We start from the raw sequence: 22,023 nt of genomic DNA on the forward strand, positions 1-22,023 counted from the left end.
GGTCGAGGCCGCCATCCCTAAAAGCAGAGGGCACCCATTGGGTGCCCTCTTTGTATTCAGCGACTCGAAAGATCAGGCATTGCCCTGGGTCTTGAGCTTGAGTTCAGCGGCGAAGTTCAGCATGCGATCCAGCGGGATCAACGCCTTCACCCGCAGCGCCTCGTCCACCAGGATCTCGTGGCGCTCGGCGCCATCGGTCAGCGCCTCCTTGATCGCCACCAGGCCGTTCATCGCCATCCAGGGACAGTGAGCGCAACTGCGGCAGGTCGCCCCATCGCCACCGGTTGGCGCCTCGACCATCTCCTTGTCCGGGCAGGCCTGCTGCATCTTGTAGAAGATGCCGCGATCGGTCGCCACGATCAGCTTCTGCTGGGGCAACTCTTTGGCCGCCTTGATCAGCTGGCTGGTGGAACCCACCGCATCGGCCAGCTCGATAACCGATGCCGGTGACTCAGGGTGCACCAGCACGGCCGCATCCGGATTCAGGGCCTTGAGCTCCTTGAGGGCCCGCGCCTTGAACTCGTCGTGGACGATGCAGTGCCCCTGCCAGCGCAGCATCTCTGCGCCTGTTTTCTTCTCGATGTAAGCGCCGAGATGGCGATCCGGGCCCCAGATGATCTTGTGGCCCTGGCTGTCGAGATGCTCGACGATCTCCAGCGCGATGCTGGAGGTCACCACCCAGTCGGCCCGCGCCTTCACCGCCGCCGAGGTATTGGCATAGACCACCACTATGTGGTCAGGGTGGGCATCACAGAAGGCGGAGAACTGATCGATGGGGCAGCCCAGATCGAGGGAACACTCCGCCTCCAGCGTCGGCATCAGCACCCGCTTGTGAGGGCTCAGAATCTTGGAGGTCTCCCCCATGAAGCGCACCCCTGCCACGATCAGGGTCTGGGCGGCGTGATCCCGACCGAAGCGTGCCATCTCGAGGGAGTCGCCGACGAAACCACCGGTGGCCTCGGCCAGCGCCTGGATCTCGGGGTCTGTGTAATAGTGGGCAACCAGCACGGCCTGACGCGTCTCGAGCAACGCCTTGATCTCGGTGATCAGGGTCGCCTTCTGTTCGGCAGTCAGGGGGGCCGGTTTGACCGGAAAGGGGTAGTCCATCTCGATGACCGGAGGGACACTGATCAGTGCATTGCTCATTGCGACTGTTCCATCAACGCTTGGAAAGGTAAAAATTATACCCAGAAGCAAGCCACAAACCCATCAACAAATCCAGCCAATGGGGTAAGTGCCTCCAGCACCTCGCGATTATGTTCTGCCCTGTCGGCGGGTAAACGGCAGATACAAAAAAACCCGCCATACGGCAGGTTTTAAGGTTCTATCACAAGCCATTTGCTCGGAATATGGTGGTCGTTACTGGGCTCGAACCAGTGACCCCCTCCTTGTAAGGGAGGTGCTCTCCCAGCTGAGCTAAACGACCTGGGGTAAAACTGCATGATGGTGGGTCGTGCTGGATTCGAACCAGCGACCAATTGATTAAAAGTCAACTGCTCTACCGACTGAGCTAACGACCCATCTGTATCATTTTTAAAGCATGGTGGTCGTTACTGGGCTCGAACCAGTGACCCCCTCCTTGTAAGGGAGGTGCTCTCCCAGCTGAGCTAAACGACCTGGGAACTCGGTGGTCAAGATGGTGGGTCGTGTAGGGATCGAACCTACGACCAATTGATTAAGAGTCAACTGCTCTACCGACTGAGCTAACGACCCATCTTGAACCTGTCACCAACCGCATGTGGCGGACAGTGTTAAAACATGGTGGTCGTTACTGGGCTCGAACCAGTGACCCCCTCCTTGTAAGGGAGGTGCTCTCCCAGCTGAGCTAAACGACCTGGGAACTCGGTGGTCAAGATGGTGGGTCGTGTAGGGATCGAACCTACGACCAATTGATTAAGAGTCAACTGCTCTACCGACTGAGCTAACGACCCATCTTGAACCTGTCACCAACCGCATGTGGCGGGCAGTGTTAAAACATGGTGGTCGTTACTGGGCTCGAACCAGTGACCCCCTCCTTGTAAGGGAGGTGCTCTCCCAGCTGAGCTAAACGACCTGGGGTAAAACTGAATGATGGTGGGTCGTGCTGGATTCGAACCAGCGACCAATTGATTAAAAGTCAACTGCTCTACCGACTGAGCTAACGACCCATCTGTATCATTTTTAAAGCATGGTGGTCGTTACTGGGCTCGAACCAGTGACCCCCTCCTTGTAAGGGAGGTGCTCTCCCAGCTGAGCTAAACGACCTGGGATAAAACTGAATGATGGTGGGTCGTGCTGGATTCGAACCAGCGACCAATTGATTAAAAGTCAACTGCTCTACCGACTGAGCTAACGACCCATCTGTATCATTTTTAAAGCATGGTGGTCGTTACTGGGCTCGAACCAGTGACCCCCTCCTTGTAAGGGAGGTGCTCTCCCAGCTGAGCTAAACGACCTGGGATAAAACTGAATGATGGTGGGTCGTGCTGGATTCGAACCAGCGACCAATTGATTAAAAGTCAACTGCTCTACCGACTGAGCTAACGACCCATCTGTATCATTTTTAAAGCATGGTGGTCGTTACTGGGCTCGAACCAGTGACCCCCTCCTTGTAAGGGAGGTGCTCTCCCAGCTGAGCTAAACGACCTGGGAATTCTGTCTTCACCCGCAGTGAAGAAATGGTGGGTCGTGCTGGATTCGAACCAGCGACCAATTGATTAAAAGTCAACTGCTCTACCGACTGAGCTAACGACCCTCACCACGACCAGTTCCGAGCGCACTACTGCACCGGCTCTGACGGCGGCCTATATTACGGATTTATCATCCTGGCGCAATAGAAAATTCTTAAATTAAATCTGTTTGCTCACTGCGCGTACAAAGCGGTGCCGTATTTACAAGACTGTTACGAAAACAGTGACCTACAGCAATGCTACAACTTGCTGAGACTCTGCTTGGCCAACTGGGCCGGCGAGGTGTTGGGGTAGCCCTTGATCACCTGCTCATAGAACGTCTTGGCCTCCGCCTTCTTGCCATCGAGCTGTGCCAGCATGCCGAGTTTCAACAGAGCGTCGGCCCGCTTTGGCGACTTGCTGTACTTGTTCGCGACCGTGGAGAACTGGGCCGAGGCGCCGGCTCTGTCGCCCTTGTTGAACATCAGCTGGCCGAGCCAGTAATGGGCATTGGGCACATAGCTGGAGTTCGGGAACTGCTTGATGAACCCTTCGAAGGCGGGAATGGCCTTGTCGTAGTTCTTCTCCTTGAGCACCATGTTCACGGCGGCGTCATAAGCCTGGTTCTCGTCCTGATTGGTCGAGTAGTTGGCCGCAGCGGCGGGCGTTGCAGTGGCTGTTGCCGGGGTCGCGGACGCCGCGGCCGGCTGACTGTTGGCCACCTTGTCGAGCTCCTGATAAAGCTGGCGCTGACGCTCCTGCGACTGTTCCATCTGGTAGGTCTGCTGCTCCAGCTGACCACGCAACTCGGAGACTTCCCCTTGCAGGGCATCCACCTGTTGCTGCAACTCGGCCTGCAGGCGCAGACGGGCATTGAGAGTGCGCTCCAGCAAGGCCACCCGGTCTTCCAGGCTGCCTGTGGGCACGATGGCGCCATTGTTGCCACTGAGGGCCACGGCACTACCGCTGTCGCCACTGAGATCGCTCACCGGGGCAGCCGCTTGCGCATTCAGAGCAACCAACACGGCCAGCGCAACAGCAGCTTGCTTGTACACAGATTTCATTCGGATCAAACCTTAGCGTTTAGTGCAAATAAAACGGCCAGCGCCATAGTCGCTCGCTTATACAGATTTCATTCGGATCAAACCTTGGCGTTTAGTGCAAATAAAACGGCCATCGAAATGGCCGCTTGCATATACACGAACTTCGTTCGGTTCAAACCTTAGTAAACCAGGACCGCACGGCGGTTTTTGGCAAAGGCATCCTCGGTGTGGGACAGATCCAGCGGCTTCTCTTCGCCATAGCTGACGATGGAGAGCTGCTCGGCCTGCACACCCAGGGTTTGCAGATACTTGGCAACGGCCTTGGCACGACGCTCGCCCAGAGCGATGTTGTACTCTGGAGTACCGCGTTCATCGGCGTGACCTTCGATCAACACCTTGACGGACACATGCTCACGCAGGTAGCTGGCGTGGGCATCCAGCAGGTCGGCGTACTGACCCTGGATGTCATAACCGTCGTACGGGAAGAAGATCACGTTGTCGCGCTGCAGAGCTTCGAACTTCTGACGCATCTGCTCTTCCGGGGACAACATGCCGTTGGCGCCACCGGTTTGTACACCGCCCATGCCGTCGGTCATGCCAGACTCGGCGCCAGCGGCGTCGGAGTCGGAAGAAGAACTACAGGCAGCCAGGGTGAACAGTGGCAGTGCGATGGCCAGACCCTTGAGCAGTTTATTGAGTTGCATGCTATTTCCTTAAACCTTTATAACAAAACAAAAAACAATCGATTTTTTTATCAATTCAAGAAGGGCGACCAAGCTGGTGCACGAATTTCACCGCTACTGGTCGGGAGCACGGCCTTGAAACGACCATCGGTCGAGACCAAAGCCAAGCTCTTGCGACCCTGATAGATGGTGGCATAGATGATCATGCTGCCATTGGGAGCCACACTTGGCGACTCGTCCAGAGCACTCTGAGTCAGTACCAACATGGCGCCGTTTTCCATATCCTGGCGAGCGATGCGATATTGCCCCTGAACCCGGGTCACCATCACCATGGACTTGCCGTCCGGTGTGATGGATGCACCTTGGTTAGAATCCCCTTCCCAGGTCATCCGGCGAGTGACGCCAGTCGCCAAATTTACGCTATAAATCTGGGGTTTGCCACCACGTTCAGAGGTGAACAGCAAAGTTTGACCATCCGGCATCCAGGAGGGTTCGGTGTCGATGGTGCGGTTATTTGTGACTCGAGTGAGTTGCTTGCTAGCCACATCAATGACATAGAGATCAGGCTGCCCATCTTTGGACAAAACGATAGCCAATCGGCGACCATCTGGTGACCATTCCGGGGCGCCATTGATGCCACGGAAACTGGTGATCAGACTGCGCTGCTGGTTATAGATATCCTGCACATAGATCTCGGATTTCTGGTTCTCGAAGCTGACATAGGCCAGCTTGCTGCCATCCGGCGACCAGGCTGGCGACATCAGCGGCTCACGGGAGCGCAACAAGGTCTTCTCGTTGTAGCCGTCGTAGTCGGAGATGCGCAGCTGATACGGGAACTGGGTACCCTGCTGAACGGAGACATAGGCCAGGCGCGTCAGGAAGGCGCCACGCTCACCGGTCAGACGCTCGTAGACGATGTCGGAGATGCGGTGGGCGAATTGACGCATCTGGGCACCCGGGATGGTCGCCATGCGGCTGTCGAGGATATAGCCGTTGGCTTCCCCGCCCTGGGTCTTGGCCAGTTGGCCCTTCAGCACATCGACCAGCTCGAAGTTGATCTTGTAGGTGCCATCGCCGACCGCGGCTATGGTGCCGACCACCACGGCCTCGACGCCCTGGGACGCCCAGGGGGCGAAGTTGATCTCGCCACTGCTGCTCGGGGTCTGCGGCATCTGACCACGGGCCAACGGCTTGAACTTGCCGCTGCGCATCAGGTCGTTGGAAACCACCTCGGCGATATCCTGTGGCAGTTGGCCATTGCCTTCCCACTTGAAGGGCGCAATCGCGATGGGTCTTGCGCTGTCAATACCGCCGGTGATGACGATGTCCAAGGCCGCCTGAGCGCTCTGGCCCAGCAGAAGGCAGCCAACCAAAGCAAAAAACACTTTTCTTATCATGGCTTAAATACTCTGTTTCAATAAAAATTGAGAGGTGAAATTCCTTTATCAGCAGACCCTGCCAACCACAGTCAATGACCCCGTTCTACCACACCTAGATGTTCGGTTCTAACTTGAGGTTAAACTCCTTCAACATCTCGAACGCCGCCGGATCCTTCGGCACCGGCAGCTGATTGGCCTTCAGCACGGCCGCCTTGCCGGAGCGACAGACCGCTGGGTCGCCCTGGCCGTTGTCCACCGAGATGACGAAACCGGTACTGGCCAATTTGACACCGATAGTACAGGTTTTACCCCGCATGGTGGGATCCAAAATCATATAGCGCTCAACCGTCGCCTTGATCAGGGCCGCATACTTGTCGACTTCCCCCTTGGCTGCCGCCGAGGCGGCCTGGCTGCGAGAATTGGCCTCAGCCTCCAGCTGCTGCTGCATCATGGCTTCCATCTCTTTTTGCAGCTTGGCCTCTTCGGCTGCCTTGCGCTTGCGCTCGGCATCGATCTTGGCCTTCTTGTCGGCCTCGGCCTTCGCCTTCTTCTCTGCGTCAGCTTTTGCCTTCTTGGCAGCCTCATCCGCAGCCTTTTTGTCGGCTTCAGCCTTGGCCTTCTTGTCGGCTTCCGCCTTGGTTTTCTTCTCCGCCTCGGCCTTGGCTTTTTTGTCGGCTTCGGCCTTCTTGGCCGCATCCGCCTTGGCTTTGTCGTCGGCCTGCTTCTTCTCGAGCTCTTCTTTCTTTTTCTTCAGCGCCAGCGCCTTCGCCAACTCCGCCTCCTGGCGCTTGGCTTCGGCCTGCTTGGCCTTCTGCGCATCCAGCTTGCGGGCTTCCTCGGCTTTTTGCGCCTGCTCCTCCGCCTGCTTCTGCTCGGCTACCTTCTTCTGCTTCTCGGTTTCCGCCTTGCGAGTGGCCTCCTCGGCCTCCTTGCGCTTGGTCTCGGCAACGCGCAGACGCTCCTGCTCCTGCGCCAGCTCACGGCGGGCCTGATCGGCGTCTTCCTTGTCCTTTTCCTTCTGCTGCTGTGCGGCCTTGGGCTGCGCCTTTTTCTGCTGCTGGATCTGCTGTGCCTGCTGTTCCAGGAACTCGCTGTCCAGCATCACCGCATTGACGATCTCCCCCTTCGACTCGGGGCGCTTCGGCTTGCTGAAGTCGACCCCGACCAGCAAGATGATGCCGATGATCAGGTGCAGCAGCAGCGACGCGATGAGATAACCGGAAATACCACGCTTCACATCCATCTCCGTCAGTTCACCGGATCCGTCATCAGGCCAACCTGAGGCACGCCGGCTTTCTTGAGGGCGACCATCAACAGGATCACCTCTTCATAGCGCACGGACTTGTCACCGGCCACCACCACGGGGGCATTCTGGTTGATGGCCAGATAACCCATGGCCTTCTCGGTGATGTATTGCTGCATCGCCTCGGGCGTCCCGCTCGGCACCGGCTCGTCATCCGCCTCACCGGCCTTGATGACATACTCACCCTCGGTGTTGACGCTGACGATGAAGGGCGGCTTGGCATCCTCGGGCAGTTGTTCCGATTCCGCCTGGGGCAGGTCTACCTTGACCCCTTGGGTGATCACCGGCGTCACCGCCATGAAGATGATGAGCAGCACCAGCATGACGTCGATATAAGGCACCACGTTGATCTCGGCCACCTTCTTGCGCCGGATCCGCTGATAGGTTTGCATTACTTCTCACCCTGCTGCTGTGCGATCTGGCGGTTCAGAATAGTGGTGAACTCGTCCATGAAGTTGGCGTAGGCGTTCTCCAGTCGCTCCACCTTATTGGTGAAACGGTTGTAGAAGATGACCGCCGGGATCGCCGCGAACAGGCCCATGGCGGTGGCGATCAAGGCCTCCGCGATACCGGGAGCCACCATCTGCAGGGTCGCCTGCTGCACCTGACCCAGGGCGATAAAGGCATTCATGATGCCCCAGACGGTACCAAACAGACCGATGTAGGGACTGATGGAGCCGATGGTCGCCAGCACCGGCAGGTTGGACTCCAGCTCATCCACCGCACGGGACAGAGAGACCCGCATGGCACGATAAGTACCGTCCATCACCGCATCCTGGCCACGGGCGCCAGCCTTGAGCAGACGGGCGTACTCCTTGAAGCCGGAGTAGAAGATGTCTTCCATGCCTTCGATGTCATCGCGACGGGAGGAGGACTCCTGGTAGAGACGATTGAGGTCGACCCCGGACCAGAATCTGTCTTCAAACTGCTCCGAGGCCTGGTTGGCGGCCTTGATGGCCTTGGAACGCTGGATGATCAGCGCCCAGGAGACGACCGACATGCCCATCAGGGTCATCATGACCAGTTTGACCAACAGACTGGCTTGCCAGAACAGACCAATAAACGAAATTTCAGCGTGCACTTAACAGCACTCCCTTGATTTTTTCAGGTATCGCGACAGGTTTCATTTGCGGATGACTGACACAGGCTATCTGTACCATGGCCTGGGTGATCAGTCGTCCATCAGCCGCCAGGATCTGTTGCGAAAAGCGCATGGAGGCGCGTTTCACTTCAGTCACTTGCGTCACTACAGTCAGCAGTTCATTGAAGCGGGCCGCAGAGCGGAAATCGATCTCGGTGCGACTCACCACGAAGGCGAATCCCCCCAGCAGCAGGACATCTTGTTCGATGCCACCGGCGCGCAGGAATTCGGTGCGAGCCCGTTCCATAAACTTGAGATAATTGGCGTTGTAGACGATGCCTCCGGCGTCGGTGTCTTCGTAGTAGACACGCACCGGAAACTCAGAGACTTCCCCCATAAAAATCTGTGATCCATTCGACAGTCAGATGGGGGGCTATCATAGCGCAGGGCTGAATAGGAAAGAAGCAGGGGGAGACAGGGAAATCCCATCCCCCACCATTTTTATGGCAGGAAATAACCCCCGGTCAACCAGAGGGGAAAGCCAGCGACCGCTGAGCTCAAATGAGAAGGGGAAGGCGGAGCAATACCGGCCTCCCCCATGACTTATGGCAGGAAATACTCCATGGTCAACCAGAGCCCGTACAACAGACTGGGCAAGGCGAGCCAGGGGAAAAACAGGATTCGACCGACCAGGCTGCGGGGATGAAATCCCAGCCCGTGCATCACTCCGCAACAGACCGCCCACATCAGCCAGGGCGCGAGCAGCAGCCCGTGCTCACTGGTGTTGGCGGCGATCAGGTTGGGTGCCTGCAAGATGGCGACGCCCAGCAGGGTCGCCGCCAGCAGCATCAGAGCCTGCCATGGCTGGCGCTCCAGGGGAGCGGCCAGCCGGGCAAGTCTGTCACTTGTCTTCATCGATCTGACGATCCAGGTTCTCGGTGTGCTCCAGCCAGAGCGCGTTGATGATCCCAAACGCGCAAGCCAGCAACAGACCCAGGATCCAGGTGAAATACCACATATCAGGGCACCTTCTTAATAGAGCGATTGTTGGTTGTCTTCGATGTGCTTGTTACTCACCCGGCCAAACATCTTGATGTAGGTCCAGAGGGTATACGCCAGCACGGTCGGGACAAAGATGGCCGCAACGACCGTCATCACCTTGAGGGTGTTGAAGGAGGCGGTGGCATCCCACATGGTCAGACTCTGCGAGGGCTCCAGGCTGGAGGGCATCACGAACGGGAACATGGAGAAGCCCGCCGTCAGGATGATGCCGGCAATCGCCAGGGAGGAGCACAGGAACGCCAGCCAGCCCTTGCCCAGCTTGGCCACTACCGCGGTCAGCAGGCTCATCACCAGACCCAGTACGGGAGCGGCGATCATCCAGGGATAGAGGTTGTAGTTCTGCATCCAGGCACCGGCTTGCACCACCACTTCTTTATGGAGCGGGTTGGTGACGGCGTCGGTCGCCATGTTGCCCACGATCACATAGCCGTCCATGCCGCTCACCCAGACACCGGCCAGCGCGAAGCACACCAGGGTCAGCAGGGAGAAGATCATGGCGGCGGTGCGGGAGCGAGCCAGCACTTCCCCTTCGGTCTTCATCATCAGCCAGGCGGCGCCCTGGGTCACGATCATGAACAGGCTGACCAGACCGGCCAACAGGCCGAACGGGTTGAGCAGGCCGAAGAAGTTACCCTCATAGGTCAGCATCAGGAACTGGTTGAAGCTGAACGGCACCCCTTGCAGCAGGTTGCCGAACGCCACCCCGAAGATCACCGGCGGCACGGCGCTGCCGATAAACAGCGCCCAGTCCCAGCTGGTACGCCATTGGGAGCCTTCCATCAGGGAGCGGTATTTGAAGCCGACCGGACGGAAGAACAGCGCCATCAAGGTCAGGATCATGGCGATGTAGAAGCCGGAGAAGGCCGCCGCATAGACCATGGGCCAGGCCGCGAACAGCGCGCCACCGGCCGTCACCAGCCAGACCTGGTTGCCTTCCCAGTGCGGGCCCATGGTGTTGAGCATCACCCGACGCTCCACATCCTTCTTGCCGACGAAGGGAAGCAGGGCACCCACCCCCATATCGAAACCGTCGGTGATGGCGAAGCCAATCAGCAGGACGCCGACCAGCACCCACCAGACCAGACGCAACAATTCGTAATCAAACATGGGATCCTCTCCTTATGCCTTGCTCTGTTCGAAGTGGTACTTGCCCGTTCTCAGACTGCTGGGGCCCAGACGCGCGTACTTGAACATCAGGTACATCTCGATGACGAGCAGCACCGTGTAGAACAGGCAGATCCCGATCAGGGAGAACCAGATCTCGGACGCAGGGATATTGGATGCGGAGACAGAGGTCGGCAGCATCTCGGCGATGGTCCAGGGCTGACGACCGTATTCCGCCACGAACCAGCCACACTCGATGGCGATCCAGGGCAGCGGGATACCCCACAGCAGGCTCTTGAGCAGCCACTTGCGCTCGCCGATGCGGTGACGGGTGCTGTCATAGAAGGCGATGCCGATCAGCAGCAGCATGGCGATGCCACAGGCCACCATGATGCGGAAAGCGAAGAACAGCGGTGCCACCTGCGGGATGGAGTCATCCACGGCGGACTTGATCTGCTCGTCGGTCGCGTCGGTCACGTTGCTGGTATAGCGCTTGAGCAGCAGACCGTAGCCCAGATCCTGCTTCACTTCGTCGAAGCGGGCGCGGGTATCGTCGGACTTGTCACCGGATTGCAGCTTGGTCAGCAGGTCGTAGGCGACCATGCCGTTACGCACGCGCAGTTCGTGCTCGCTCTTCAGATCCTTGAGGCCGGTCACCTGGGTATCCAGAGAACGGGTGGCGATGATGCCGAGGGCATAGGGGATCTTGATGGCGTAGTCGGTGCGCATCTCCTCCTGGTTCGGGATACCGAACAGGGTGAAGGAGGCTGGCGCCGGCTCGGTGTTCCACTCGGCTTCGATGGCCGCGAGTTTCACCTTCTGCACTTCACCGGTCTCGTAGCCGGACTCGTCACCCAGCACCAGCACGGAGAGGATGGAGGCCATGCCAAAGGCCGCGGCAATGGCGAAGGATCGACGGGCGAAGGCCACATCACGATTCTTCAGCAGATAATAAGAGGAGATACCCAGCACGAACATGGCGCCGGTGGTATAGCCAGCCGCGACCGTGTGGACGAACTTGACCTGAGCAACCGGGTTGAACACTAGATCGGCGAAGCTCACCATCTCCATTCGCATGGATTCGAAGTTGAACTCGGCACCGACCGGGTTCTGCATCCAGCCGTTGGCGACCAGGATCCAGAGCGCGGAGAGGTTGGTCCCCAGTGCCATCAACCAGGTGGCAGCCAAGTGCTGGCGCTTGCTGAGACGATCCCAACCGAAGAAGAACATCCCGACGAAGGTGGACTCCAGGAAGAAGGCCATCAGCCCTTCGATGGCCAGCGGCGCCCCGAAGATGTCGCCGACATAGTGGGAGTAGTAGGCCCAGTTGGTACCGAACTGGAACTCCATGGTCAGCCCGGTGGTGACCCCGAGAGCGAAGTTAATCCCGAACAACTTGCCCCAGAACTTGGTCATGTCCCGGTAGACAGAGTTGTTGGTCATCACATAGACAGACTCCATGATCGCCAGAATGAAGGCCATTCCCAGCGTCAGGGGTACAAACAGGAAGTGATAAAGGGCCGTCGCGGCAAATTGGAACCGCGATAGGTCTACCACATGCTCAGCAATCATGATGTTTCCTCACCGATTATTGGCACGGCTATTTTAAGTTTTAAGAACAAAGCTTCCATTGGAAGTCCCCGAATGGCCGGCCACAGCTCGGTTGATACCGACGACCGGATTCGACTGCCACCACATTAACAACAAGGCAATATACAAGAACAAAAAAAGCTAATGTTTAACATTTAATAAACAATAACTGCAATTCTATTCCCGCCTATAATGACCGCCGTTTTATATCACCTTTATTTGATTGAAATCAATGTAAAACCATCATCAATACATGCCTTTTCAAGGTAGCTTACAAGCGGAACATGGTTAATTTTGAGAGCTTGCTCACAAAAAAGATGACTTCATAAATGCTTGATTTAAATCAATTTTATCAAACGCATCATTAGTTTCAATTCTGTTAAAGAAATAGCATCAAGGGTTGTTTTCACTTTCTATTTATCCATCTTTGACGCTCGCCGTAATTCCAATTTAAAACCAGTAAAAACACATGTTTATGCTTATTAACAACGCCCGCCATTTGATTACTTTATCTAATCCTAAACATGTAATTTTTCTTGTTTGTCCGGCCCAATAAGAGCTCCTACAATGCGCCTCGCAGTGAGGGCACACCTCTGGATACAGGCCGGTCAATCTGGGTTCCCGGTACGTATTCGATGAACATTTCGAACCTGTTTGTTGGGATTAATGATGAAAAAGTTTGTTGCCAAGACCATACGTTACTACAAGCTTTCGTTCGTTCAGCTCTATCAAATGAACCGACTCTGAGGCCCCGCGACGGCTCCTTTGTTTTTTTCCCGGTCTGTCTCCAGACGCACTCACTGTCTGTGAACATCCATCCTGAATTGTCTTTGCCCACCCTGTTTAGCGGTGGGCTTTTTTTTGTCAGAATAGTAAAAAACCGCCCCTTGAGGCGGTTTTTTGTTCAATCAGCTGTTTTTATCCTTCATCTGGTCGTTGCAGGCCGAAGTGGGCATAGGCTCTCGGGGTCGCCAGCCGCCCTCTGGGAGTGCGCTGCAGATAGCCCTGCTGGATGAGATAAGGCTCCAGCACATCCTCGATGGTGTCTTTCTCTTCCCCTATGGCGGCCGCCAGGTTATCGAGGCCAACAGGTCCGCCCATAAACTTGTCGATGACAGCCAACAATAGCTTGCGGTCCATGAAGTCGAACCCTTCGTTATCCACGTCCAGCATGTCCATGGCGCGCGCCGCTATGGGGCCGTCGATCCGGCCATCAGACTTCACCTGGGCAAAGTCCCGCACCCGCCTTAACAAACGGTTAGCAATCCGTGGGGTGCCACGGGAGCGGCGTGCCACTTCCAGCGCCCCATCGCCGGACATCTCCAGTCCGAGGCAACGAGCGCTGCGCGCGACGATGTCGGTCAGATCCTTGACGTTGTAGAACTCCAGCCGCTGGACAATACCGAAGCGGTCCCGCAGCGGGCTGGTCAGGGAGCCGGCCCTGGTGGTGGCGCCAATCAGGGTGAAGGGAGGCAGGTCGAGCTTGATGGAGCGGGCGGCAGGGCCCTCCCCGATCATGATGTCGAGCTGGTAATCCTCCATGGCCGGGTAGAGCACCTCCTCCACCACCGGGCTGAGGCGGTGGATCTCGTCGATGAACAGCACATCGTTCGGCTCGAGGTTGGTGAGCAGCGCCGCCAGATCGCCCGCCTTCTCCAGCACCGGGCCCGAGGTGGTCTTGATGTTGACCCCCATCTCATTGGCAACAATGTTCGCGAGCGTGGTCTTGCCAAGGCCGGGGGGGCCGAAGATCAGCAGGTGATCGAGGGCCTCTCCGCGCTGACGGGCAGCCTCGATGAAGATCTCCATCTGACCGCAGACGTGATCCTGGCCGGTGTAATCCGCCAGCTTCTTGGGACGGATGGCCCGATCGATGACCTCATCCTCGCGCACCTCGCCGGCCGAAATAAGACGATCCGCTTCAATCATATGCAACCCCGCATAACTGCCCGCCCATGGCGGAGGCAAGCGACTCGGCTCTACTCATATTGATTCTCATACCAGGCTGCGCAGGGATTCACGGATGATGGCCTCGACCGACATCCCCTCGACCGCCACCTTGGCGACGATCTGGCTCGCCTGCTGGGGCTTGTAGCCCAGCGCCACCAGGGCGCTGGCTGCCTCTTCGCTCGCATCGGGGGCGCGCAGCTGACTCTCCTGAGCGGGCAGGCTGATGGCGGCGGGGGAGAAGAGATCGTGGCTGACCCAACCCTTGAGCCGGTCTTTCATCTCTACCACCAACCGCTCGGCGGTCTTCTTGCCCACGCCGGGCAATTTCACCAGGGAGCTTATCTCCTCGCGCTCGACGCTCAGCACGAACTGGGTGGCGGTCATGCCGGAGAGAATGGCCAGCGCCAGCTTGGGGCCGACGCCGTTGGTCTTGATCAGCTCGCGAAACAGCGCCCGCTCCTGCTTGTGGTTGAAGCCGTAGAGCAGTTGGGCGTCTTCACGCACCACGAAGTGGGTGTGAATGGTCGCTTCCTTGCCAAGCTCGGGCAGATCGTAGAAGCAGCTCATGGGCATCTGCACCTCATAGCCCAGGCCCCCGACCTCGATCAACACCTCAGGGGGGTTCTTCTCAATCACAACGCCTCTCAAGCGACCAATCATCTTCTCTTCCTCGCCACGCAGACTCTTTCAAATTGGGTCATAGCATAAAGAATAACTGGATAAGTATCCAGCATAGGGCGGTGGGAGAACACAGGGCTCCGCTTGCTTCTGTCACCCCCTGTCATCCTCCCGTAATCCGGACAAAGGACGCCCCATCGCGCCAGCGCCTTTCCCCCGCCGGACTAAATTTAGCCCTTGGGCCACGGGGCTCGGCCTGTTAAAATTCCGCTCTTGAAATTTTCCAGGGCCAAGCCGCCCGAACTAGCGAAGGTCTACCGCGATGCGTACCAGCCAATACCTGCTTTCCACTCTCAAGGAAACCCCCTCCGACGCGGAAGTCGTCAGCCATCAGCTGATGCTGCGCGCCGGCATGATCCGCAAACTGGCCTCCGGCATGTATGCCTGGCTGCCGTCCGGCCTGCGGGTCCTGAAGAAGATCGAAAACATCGTTCGCGAAGAGATGAACAATGCTGGTGCCATCGAAGTCTCCATGCCGGTGGTGCAACCGGCGGAGCTGTGGCAGGAATCGGGCCGCTGGGATGACTACGGCCCCGAGCTGTGCCGCCTGACCGACCGCCACAACCGTCCCTTCGTGCTGGGCCCGACCCACGAAGAGGTGATCACCTCCCTGATCCGTTATGAGGTGAACAGCTACAAACAGCTGCCGCTGAACCTCTACCAGATCCAGACCAAGTTCCGTGACGAGGTCCGTCCCCGCTTCGGCGTGATGCGTGGCCGCGAATTCCTGATGAAGGATGCCTACTCCTTCCACATCAACAAGGAATCGCTGATCGAGACCTACGAGCGGATGCACGCCGCCTACTGCGCCGCCTTCACCCGCATGGGGCTGAACTTCCGTCCGGTGCAGGCCGATACCGGCTCCATCGGTGGCACCGGTTCCCACGAATTCCAGGTGCTGGCCGAGAGCGGTGAAGACTTGATCGCCTTCTCCGACAGCTCCGATTACGCCGCCAACATCGAGATGGCCGAGGCGCTGGCGCCGGCCGGTGAGCGCGCCGCCGCGACCAAAGCCCTGACCAAGGTCGCCACCCCGGCCGTGCACACCATCGACGAAGTGGCTGCCTTCCTGAGCGTAGCCCCGGCGACCATCGCCAAGACCCTGCTGGTGCTGAGCGATGCGGACGAGCACGGCAATCAGGCCGTCGTTGCCCTGGTGCTGCGTGGCGATCACGAACTCAATGAGATCAAGGCCGAGAAGCTGCCAGGCGTCGCCAATCCGCTGACCTTCGCGAACGACGAGCAGATCAAGGCTGCCGCCGGTTGTGACGCAGGCTCCATCGGTCCGGTCGGCTTTGCCGGTCGCATCATCGCCGATCGCAGCGCCGCTCACCTGAGCGATTTTGTTTGCGGCGCCAACGAGACTGGCTTCCACCTGACCGGTGCGAACTGGGATCGCGACATCGCCACTTACGAAGTCGCCGATCTGCGCAACGTGGTGGAAGGCGACCCCAGCCCCTGCGGCCAGGGCACCCTGCTGCTCAAGCGCGGCATCGAGGTGGGTCACATCTTCCAGCTCGGCACCAAGTACTCCGAAGCCATGAAGGCGAGCGTGCTGAACGAGGGCGGCAAGTCCGTCACCATGGAGATGGGTTGCTACGGCATCGGGGTCTCCCGCCTGGTGGCTGCCGCCATCGAGCAGAACAACGACCAGTACGGCATCATCTGGCCGGACGCCATCGCCCCGTTCGAAGTGGCAATCGTGCCGATGAACATGCACAAGTCCGAGCGCGTCGCCCTGCAGGCGCAGCAGTTCTACGCCGAGCTGAAAGCCGCCGGTGTGGACGTCTTGTTCGATGACCGCAAGGAGCGCCCGGGCGTAATGTTCGCCGACATGGAGCTGCTGGGTGTCCCCCACGCCATCGTCATCGGCGATCGCGGTCTGGACAACGGGGTGGTGGAGTACAAGTGCCGCCGCTCCGGCGAGAAGCAGGAAATCGCCATCGGCGAGATCGTTACCCTGCTCAAGGGCAAGCTGGGTCGCTAATAGCACCAGTTAACTCTGCTGTTCGTTGTCCATAAAAAAGCCCCGGGTGTGGATCGCACCCGGGGCTTTTTATATGTTGCCTGTTGCTTTGCTCATTACAAAAACAGGGTGCCAGTTGTATCGCGATATGGCGCTGTACATGAAGTGGCAGATTTCCTAGACTGACCCTCTTTATCCAGCTTGCCGAGAATCTATGTCCATCGCCTCAGCCAATACCGTTGTCGTGCTCGATTTCGAGACCACCGGACTCTCACCGGGACAGGGTGATAGAGCCATCGAAATTGGTGCCGTCAGAATTAAAGACGGCCATATCAGTGAACGTTTCTCGGCATTGATGAACCCAGGTTTTAACGTCAGCAGCTTTATCGAGCAATATACCGGGATCAGCAATGCCATGCTGAAACAGGCGCCACCTTGCAACGAGGTGATGGCGGACTTCGTCGCGTTTATCGGAGATGATAACCTGGTCGCCCATAATGCCTCCTTCGACAAGCGCTTTCTGGATGCGGAAATAGAGCGGCTGTCGGCCCACTATCCCGGGCAGTTTGCCTGCTCCTTGCTGCTGTCGAGACGGCTATTCCCCGAGGCGCCCAATCATAAGTTGGGTACCCTGGTGCAATACCATAGCCTGCCCAATGACGGCGTATTTCACCGCGCGCTGGCGGATGCCGAGGTGACGGCGCACCTGTGGCTTGCCTTGTTAAAGGAATTGGACGTGCGATATGGCATTATCAACCCGGATTTTGAATTGCTGCTCACCCTTGGCAAGAAATCAAAGCATGCAGTTCACTCCTTCCTGCAGGGATATGTGACTAAGAAATGAGTCACTCGGGTACGATTAACCCATCCCCCGGAAATTAAAAAACCATTTAGCCGGGGATGGGATATATCTGGCTTATATCAAGACAGTAAAACAGCGGAATAATAAATTGCGATATGCCTTATAAAGGCCGGTGAGATTATTACTTCTACTTCAAGAATGACTATATATATCTCATAAAATATAACAGTCATTAATGCATTGCCTTGCCGACCGATAAATATATCTATTCTGGCCATATCCCATGACAAATGCTATTAGCCGAGCCCTGCTGGAAATACCCCATCGCATCGGCATCCGAAACCTAGACAGGGGCGTGCAAGGGACAAGCGCCGCCGCACCGGCGAGCAGCAGGACGTAGCCATTGCCGTTGTTATTGCCGACATCATGGCCCGGCTCATAAACAAACGCTGCCGACGATACTTAACACTGCACTTCAATAAAAAAAGCGCGCCAGTTGGCGCGCTTTTTGTTGTGCAGGCAGCGGTTCATACCGCTAGGAACAAGCAACCTAGTCGTTGCGTCCGATAAAGAGATCGGTCACATGACAGCTGCTGCGCGCTTCCAGCGCATCCAGCATGTAGGCGGCGGCATCTTCCGGGGTCATGAAGTTGCTCGAGTCCACATGGTTCGAGTTGTCCCAGAATTCGCTGCGGATCCCACTCGGATAGAGGTTCACCAGCCGCAGCTTCGAGCCCTTGAGCTCGACCCGCAGGGACTCCAGAAAGCCACGCATGCCCCACTTGGAGGCGCAATAGAGGCTCTCGTTGGCCTTGCCGGCCTGCGCCGCGGAGGAGAGCACGTTGGCCAGAACCCCGCCCTTGTCGCCGATGAGCTTCACCGTCTGCTGGGCCACCAGTATGGTGGAGATGAGATTGCTCTCCACCACCCGGCGGATCTGCTCGGCGGTATAGACGCCGACCGGGCCAAACTCCCCCACGCCAGCGCAGTGGATCACCAGCTCGGGCAATCCCCCCCAGGCCAGTGCGGCGGAGAACGCCATCTCCACATCCTCATGGTGCGCCAGATCGGCGGCGATGCCGACCACGGCGCGGCCGAGCAGTTGTTCCTGCTCCTGCAGCTTCTGGTAACGGCGCCCCATCATGGAGACCTGGTGACCACGCGCTACCAGTCCGATTGTCAGTGCGCGGCCGAGGCCGGAGCCCGCGCCAGTCACTATGATGTGGCCCATATCTGTTACCCCCAGGCAGTGGAAGATGTCGTCGACTCACCCATCATGGGCTTGTCTAAATCGCTCGCCAGGCAACAACCTGCGTCACTCTGATGTGCCGCAGGTTGTTGCCCCTGGCTGAGCCGATTAGAAGCGGAAAGCACCGCCGATGAACCAGCCTTCGATACCCTGATCCATCTCGGCGATGTCGATGGCAGCATCACGCCAGCCGGCACGGATCTGCACCGGGATGGAGGAGAACTGGTAAGCCGCCCCGATCCGGTAGTCATAGTGATCGCCATTCTCGATGCGAGCGTCGCCGAAGAAGGAGACGCCGGTACCCGGCAACATCACTTCTGCGCCGGTGTAAGCCATCAGCTCACCCTCGTCATAGGATTCGTTCAGGGTGTGGAACTTGCCGTCGTACTGACGACCGGTCAGACCCAGATCGATCTTGAACAGATCGTTGTTCAGCAGGCGATAGTAGAGGGTCAGATCATAGGCTTCGAGATCGTTGCTGAAGGCGCCACCGGAGGTGCTGAAATCGGTGATCTCGAACTTGGCGTTGGGCAGCAGGAAGATGTCGTGCTCCAGTTGCAGGTAGCCGGTCCAGTTGTACTGGTCATCGTAGCTGCCGTTGGCATCCACACCGTGGATGCTGCCGCTGCCCTGGGAGTTCCACATATCGGCACCGGCGGCAAAACGCCAGTCATCGGCGGCCATGGCGGCGTGGCTGAACAGGCCCAACAAACTGGCTGCAATCAAAGTCTTCTTCATCATATAGCTCCCTTATGGACTGGAAAGGCCACTATTTTACCCGCAACACAAGGAATACCTAGAGTAAAAAACTGAACAAGCGTCCATTAATGTCAGTGCTGCATGCCTTTCATCGGCTCAACCGGCTTCACCGGCAGGTTCAGGCTGATGGTCTGACCATCGTCCAGAGTCAGGATCAACGGGAAGGGGACGTCCTGAGACAGCTCGCGCACCTCGAACAGCATGATGTGGAAACTGCCGGGTTTGAGGGCGACCTCCCCCTTGGCGGGAATGGCGATGCCCTGGACCTGGCGCATCTTCATCACCCCGTTCTCGTGCAGGTGGGTGTGCAGCTCGGCCCGACCCGCGTTGGAGGAAGCAACGGCAGTCAGGGTTACCGGCTGGTCGCCATCGTTCTTGAGCACCATGAAGGCCGCCGTATTCGGTGATCCGGGGGGCAGCAGCCGCACATAGCCATCGACGGCCTCGACCTTGGCAAAGGCGGGGGCCGCCAGCAGCAGAGTCACAATGGTGTAAAACGCACGTTTAAACATGGTGGGAATCCTTTTATGATGTTGTTAAACGAAGCGAAGCTTACCCCTGCAGCAAGCTTTTGACAGCCTCCGATAACAAGGATTCAGACATGGCCCTCACAATTCTGACCGAGCAGCAGGATGGCTTGCTCATCCTGACCCTCAATCGGCCGGACAAGCGCAACGCCCTCAATACCGGGATGTATCTCGCCCTCACCGAGGCCCTGCGCCAAGCGACACAAGATGACGCCGTGCATGTGCTGCTGATACAGGGGCAGCACGATTGTTTCACCGCCGGCAACGATCTGGCCGACTTTATGGGTAAGTCGAGCCTGGATGCCGACGATCCCATCTTGCAGTTCCTGCATGCCCTTGCCGATTTCCCCAAGCCGGTCATCGCCGCGGTCGCCGGCCCCGCCGTGGGAATAGGCACCACCCTGCTGCTGCACTGCGATCTGGTCTACCTGGGGGATAACGCCCGGTTGCAGCTGCCATTCGTCGAGCTGGGACTGGTGCCGGAGTTTGCCTCCAGCCTCTTGCTGCCACGGGCCGTTGGTCATCTGAAGGCGGCCGAGTTGTTGCTGCTGGCGGAGGCCATCGATGCGAAAGAGGCGCTGCGCCTGGGGCTCGCCAACCGGGTGGTGGCCGCCAACGAGCTGCTGGCACTGGCCCGCGAACAGGGCCTGAGGCTGGCTGCCAAACCACCGAAGGCACTGCAAAAGAGCAAGGCCCTGCTCAAGCAGGAGCTCAAACAGGCGGTGCATTTCGTCATCGATCTGGAGGCCCGCGCCTTCTCCCTCGCCCTGCAGGGGGAAGAAGCCCAGGCGCGCATCGCCCACCGGCTCAGGCGCTGAGACGAGTAGCTAGTTCAGGCGGAAGCGGCCGATCAGCTCGCAGCCCTGCACCTTGTCCTGCAGCTGGATCAGCTTGGCTATTTCGGGATTGGGGTGGCGCTTGAGAAAGGAGAGCAGCGCAGCACGGCAACAGCCCAGCTCGCTGATGAGGGACTCGCACGCCAGGTTCGGACACTGGGGCACCAGGGCGGTGACCAGCTCGGAGGCGAGCTTGAGGTAACGCAGCTCATAGGCGGGCTCCTCCATGGCGCGCCAGAAGTCGGCGAGGCGATGACAGGTGGCGACCCGCATGCTGGCCAGCTCGTCCAGATCGTCGGTCGCCAGCTCATACACCTCCCCCAGGGCCTGCTGATAGAGACAGATGGCCGTGCCAAGCGCCCCCTTGCCCAGCGCATTCTCCGCCTCCAGCATGTAACGCTGCCAATTCTGATTCGTCATCTCCCTCTCCCCTGCCGACATGGGTGGAGCCTGTATCATGGCTAATTGAGAATAAATATCAACCAGACCGTAGGTGCTGGTTTTTACACCGTTTGGCGCAGGAGGGGCTCACGCTTATGATGGTGGTCCTTCACACCGGTCAGAAATCATCATCGATGGCACCTCGTCTCCCCCAAATGCTGGGCTGCTCCCTGCTCTGCATTCCCCGCATGCTGGTCTGGATCTATTAGCCGCGCTCAACCGAACGCCACTATCCAGATCCATCAATCAGAGGAATACCAAGATGAAAACCTGTCAGCACTGGTCGCAGGTCGAATACCTGCACCTGACGGTGAGCAACTCCAACATCTGCCTCAAGGGGCAACACAGCTACTACTCGGGCGCCTGGGACGGTCTCTTCGAGGAGGTGGCGGTGCGCTATCTCCATGGCGATAGCTGGAGCCGCAACCCGGCGACCGGCTGGGAGCCGCTCTGGCACATAGACCGACTCCACATCGGTGACTATGTGCAGATCGCCGCCGGGGTAAAGATCCTGATGGGGGGCAACCACACCCACAACACCGACTTCATCAGCACCTATCCGTTCTCCGATGTGGAGGCCCTCACACGCAGCAATCGCCCCGCCGGGGATACCCGCATTGGCAACGACGTCTGGATTGGCATGGATGCGATGATCATGCCCGGCGTCACCGTCGGCGATGGCGCCATCATAGCGGCACGCTCGCTGGTGAGTCAGGATGTGCCGCCCTATGCCATGGTGGCGGGCACGCCGGCCAGGGTGATCCGGATGCGCTTTAGTGACGACGAGATTGTCCGTCTGCAGGCACTGGCCTGGTGGGATTGGCCGGACGAACAGATCACCCGCCTGCTGCCACAGATCCAGCAAGGGGACATCGCCCTGCTGGAACAAGCGGCGGCGCAGTGGCAGCGCATCGCCCGCTAA

General features: G+C 58.2%; 22 protein-coding genes and 14 tRNA genes. 4 read left to right on the top strand and 32 right to left on the bottom strand.

Annotation, left to right across the window (positions count from 1 at the left end; all coding sequences use genetic code 11):
- Nucleotides 1-72 precede the first annotated feature (72 nt).
- The 28 genes from nadA to ruvA all read right to left on the bottom strand — a co-directional run bounded on the left by nadA (nt 73) and on the right by ruvA (nt 14,503).
- Nucleotides 73-1,146, bottom strand: coding sequence for a quinolinate synthase NadA (gene nadA / locus ACZ9IL_RS14125; protein WP_476004074.1), 1,074 nt, complete (start codon nt 1,144-1,146; stop codon nt 73-75).
- A gap of 204 nt (nt 1,147-1,350) precedes the next feature.
- Nucleotides 1,351-1,426 (bottom strand) — tRNA-Val (locus tag ACZ9IL_RS14130).
- An 18-nt stretch (nt 1,427-1,444) separates the two neighbouring features.
- A tRNA-Lys gene (locus ACZ9IL_RS14135) sits at nt 1,445-1,520 on the bottom strand.
- 21 nt (nt 1,521-1,541) lie between these two features.
- A tRNA-Val gene (locus tag ACZ9IL_RS14140) sits at nt 1,542-1,617 on the bottom strand.
- Nucleotides 1,618-1,637: 20 nt separating this feature from the next.
- Nucleotides 1,638-1,713 (bottom strand) — tRNA-Lys (locus ACZ9IL_RS14145).
- Nucleotides 1,714-1,759: 46 nt separating this feature from the next.
- Nucleotides 1,760-1,835 (bottom strand) — tRNA-Val (locus tag ACZ9IL_RS14150).
- 20 nt (nt 1,836-1,855) lie between these two features.
- Nucleotides 1,856-1,931: transfer RNA gene (locus ACZ9IL_RS14155), tRNA-Lys, on the bottom strand.
- Between the two features lie 46 nt (nt 1,932-1,977).
- Nucleotides 1,978-2,053 (bottom strand) — tRNA-Val (locus ACZ9IL_RS14160).
- Between the two features lie 18 nt (nt 2,054-2,071).
- Nucleotides 2,072-2,147 (bottom strand) — tRNA-Lys (locus ACZ9IL_RS14165).
- A gap of 21 nt (nt 2,148-2,168) precedes the next feature.
- Nucleotides 2,169-2,244 (bottom strand) — tRNA-Val (locus tag ACZ9IL_RS14170).
- A gap of 18 nt (nt 2,245-2,262) precedes the next feature.
- Nucleotides 2,263-2,338: transfer RNA gene (locus tag ACZ9IL_RS14175), tRNA-Lys, on the bottom strand.
- Nucleotides 2,339-2,359: 21 nt separating this feature from the next.
- Nucleotides 2,360-2,435: transfer RNA gene (locus ACZ9IL_RS14180), tRNA-Val, on the bottom strand.
- A gap of 18 nt (nt 2,436-2,453) precedes the next feature.
- Nucleotides 2,454-2,529: transfer RNA gene (locus ACZ9IL_RS14185), tRNA-Lys, on the bottom strand.
- A 21-nt stretch (nt 2,530-2,550) separates the two neighbouring features.
- Nucleotides 2,551-2,626 (bottom strand) — tRNA-Val (locus tag ACZ9IL_RS14190).
- A gap of 32 nt (nt 2,627-2,658) precedes the next feature.
- Nucleotides 2,659-2,734, bottom strand: a tRNA-Lys gene (locus ACZ9IL_RS14195).
- A gap of 174 nt (nt 2,735-2,908) precedes the next feature.
- Nucleotides 2,909-3,712 (bottom strand): tol-pal system protein YbgF, encoded by an 804-nt coding sequence (ybgF, locus tag ACZ9IL_RS14200; protein WP_476004075.1) that lies wholly within the window; start codon nt 3,710-3,712, stop codon nt 2,909-2,911.
- Between the two features lie 158 nt (nt 3,713-3,870).
- Complete coding sequence (pal, locus tag ACZ9IL_RS14205) at nt 3,871-4,395, bottom strand: peptidoglycan-associated lipoprotein Pal (RefSeq protein WP_476004076.1); 525 nt, start codon at nt 4,393-4,395, stop codon at nt 3,871-3,873.
- 50 nt (nt 4,396-4,445) lie between these two features.
- Nucleotides 4,446-5,771 carry a Tol-Pal system beta propeller repeat protein TolB gene (gene tolB, locus ACZ9IL_RS14210; protein ID WP_476004077.1) on the bottom strand — a complete coding sequence of 442 codons (1,326 nt, stop codon included), beginning with the start codon at nt 5,769-5,771 and terminating at the stop codon, nt 4,446-4,448.
- 94 nt (nt 5,772-5,865) lie between these two features.
- Nucleotides 5,866-6,996, bottom strand: coding sequence for a cell envelope integrity protein TolA (gene tolA, locus ACZ9IL_RS14215; RefSeq protein ID WP_476004078.1), 1,131 nt, complete (start codon nt 6,994-6,996; stop codon nt 5,866-5,868).
- Between the two features lie 5 nt (nt 6,997-7,001).
- Complete coding sequence (gene tolR, locus ACZ9IL_RS14220; protein ID WP_005331545.1) at nt 7,002-7,448, bottom strand: protein TolR; 447 nt, start codon at nt 7,446-7,448, stop codon at nt 7,002-7,004.
- Complete coding sequence (tolQ, locus tag ACZ9IL_RS14225; RefSeq protein ID WP_476004079.1) at nt 7,448-8,137, bottom strand: protein TolQ; 690 nt, start codon at nt 8,135-8,137, stop codon at nt 7,448-7,450. The genes tolR and tolQ overlap by 1 nt, the downstream gene beginning before the upstream one ends.
- Nucleotides 8,127-8,534, bottom strand: coding sequence for a tol-pal system-associated acyl-CoA thioesterase (ybgC, locus tag ACZ9IL_RS14230; RefSeq protein ID WP_476004080.1), 408 nt, complete (start codon nt 8,532-8,534; stop codon nt 8,127-8,129). The genes tolQ and ybgC overlap by 11 nt, the downstream gene beginning before the upstream one ends.
- Nucleotides 8,535-8,740: 206 nt before the next feature.
- Nucleotides 8,741-9,052 carry a cyd operon YbgE family protein gene (locus tag ACZ9IL_RS14235; RefSeq protein WP_476004081.1) on the bottom strand — a complete coding sequence of 104 codons (312 nt, stop codon included), beginning with the start codon at nt 9,050-9,052 and terminating at the stop codon, nt 8,741-8,743.
- Nucleotides 9,039-9,155 carry a cytochrome bd-I oxidase subunit CydX gene (gene cydX, locus ACZ9IL_RS14240; protein ID WP_005331536.1) on the bottom strand — a complete coding sequence of 39 codons (117 nt, stop codon included), beginning with the start codon at nt 9,153-9,155 and terminating at the stop codon, nt 9,039-9,041. Before cydX ends, ACZ9IL_RS14235 begins: the two co-directional genes overlap by 14 nt.
- Nucleotides 9,156-9,169: 14 nt before the next feature.
- Nucleotides 9,170-10,306 carry a cytochrome d ubiquinol oxidase subunit II gene (gene cydB, locus ACZ9IL_RS14245; protein WP_476004082.1) on the bottom strand — a complete coding sequence of 379 codons (1,137 nt, stop codon included), beginning with the start codon at nt 10,304-10,306 and terminating at the stop codon, nt 9,170-9,172.
- Nucleotides 10,307-10,318: 12 nt separating this feature from the next.
- Nucleotides 10,319-11,875, bottom strand: coding sequence for a cytochrome ubiquinol oxidase subunit I (cydA, locus tag ACZ9IL_RS14250; protein WP_476004083.1), 1,557 nt, complete (start codon nt 11,873-11,875; stop codon nt 10,319-10,321).
- A gap of 936 nt (nt 11,876-12,811) precedes the next feature.
- On the bottom strand, nt 12,812-13,822 hold the full coding sequence (gene ruvB, locus ACZ9IL_RS14255) for a Holliday junction branch migration DNA helicase RuvB (protein WP_476004084.1): 1,011 nt from the start codon (nt 13,820-13,822) through the stop codon (nt 12,812-12,814).
- Nucleotides 13,823-13,888: 66 nt separating this feature from the next.
- The gene (ruvA, locus tag ACZ9IL_RS14260; RefSeq protein ID WP_476004085.1) at nt 13,889-14,503 is read right to left on the bottom strand and encodes a Holliday junction branch migration protein RuvA; all 615 of its coding nucleotides are present in this window, start codon (nt 14,501-14,503) and stop codon (nt 13,889-13,891) included.
- Between the two features lie 280 nt (nt 14,504-14,783).
- Between ruvA and ACZ9IL_RS14265 the strand changes: the two genes are divergently transcribed.
- Together ACZ9IL_RS14265 and ACZ9IL_RS14270 are read left to right on the top strand one after the other, a co-directional pair.
- Nucleotides 14,784-16,508 (top strand): proline--tRNA ligase, encoded by a 1,725-nt coding sequence (locus tag ACZ9IL_RS14265; RefSeq protein ID WP_476004086.1) that lies wholly within the window; start codon nt 14,784-14,786, stop codon nt 16,506-16,508.
- A 193-nt stretch (nt 16,509-16,701) separates the two neighbouring features.
- Nucleotides 16,702-17,331: a 3'-5' exonuclease gene (locus ACZ9IL_RS14270; RefSeq protein ID WP_476004087.1), complete on the top strand. Its 630-nt coding sequence runs from the start codon at nt 16,702-16,704 to the stop codon at nt 17,329-17,331.
- A 508-nt stretch (nt 17,332-17,839) separates the two neighbouring features.
- Here the strand turns inward: ACZ9IL_RS14270 and ACZ9IL_RS14275 are convergent.
- The 3 genes from ACZ9IL_RS14275 to ACZ9IL_RS14285 all read right to left on the bottom strand — a co-directional run bounded on the left by ACZ9IL_RS14275 (nt 17,840) and on the right by ACZ9IL_RS14285 (nt 19,809).
- Entirely contained in the window at nt 17,840-18,520 is a 681-nt protein-coding gene (locus ACZ9IL_RS14275) for an SDR family oxidoreductase (RefSeq protein ID WP_476004088.1), read from the bottom strand.
- Nucleotides 18,521-18,646: 126 nt separating this feature from the next.
- Nucleotides 18,647-19,276 carry a TIGR04219 family outer membrane beta-barrel protein gene (locus ACZ9IL_RS14280; RefSeq protein ID WP_476005357.1) on the bottom strand — a complete coding sequence of 210 codons (630 nt, stop codon included), beginning with the start codon at nt 19,274-19,276 and terminating at the stop codon, nt 18,647-18,649.
- A gap of 92 nt (nt 19,277-19,368) precedes the next feature.
- Nucleotides 19,369-19,809, bottom strand: a complete 441-nt coding sequence (locus tag ACZ9IL_RS14285; protein ID WP_476004089.1) for a copper chaperone PCu(A)C — start codon at nt 19,807-19,809, stop codon at nt 19,369-19,371.
- A gap of 89 nt (nt 19,810-19,898) precedes the next feature.
- Between ACZ9IL_RS14285 and ACZ9IL_RS14290 the strand changes: the two genes are divergently transcribed.
- Nucleotides 19,899-20,642 (top strand): enoyl-CoA hydratase-related protein, encoded by a 744-nt coding sequence (locus ACZ9IL_RS14290; protein ID WP_476004090.1) that lies wholly within the window; start codon nt 19,899-19,901, stop codon nt 20,640-20,642.
- A gap of 9 nt (nt 20,643-20,651) precedes the next feature.
- Here ACZ9IL_RS14290 and ACZ9IL_RS14295 read toward each other — a convergent pair whose 3' ends face one another.
- Nucleotides 20,652-21,080, bottom strand: coding sequence for a DUF2753 family protein (locus ACZ9IL_RS14295; protein ID WP_476004091.1), 429 nt, complete (start codon nt 21,078-21,080; stop codon nt 20,652-20,654).
- Between the two features lie 283 nt (nt 21,081-21,363).
- On the opposite strand from ACZ9IL_RS14295, the gene ACZ9IL_RS14300 reads away from it, so the two are divergent.
- The gene (locus ACZ9IL_RS14300; RefSeq protein WP_476004092.1) at nt 21,364-22,023 is read left to right on the top strand and encodes a CatB-related O-acetyltransferase; all 660 of its coding nucleotides are present in this window, start codon (nt 21,364-21,366) and stop codon (nt 22,021-22,023) included.

The sequence above is a fragment of the Aeromonas sp. TECH754 genome (assembly GCF_056279295.1).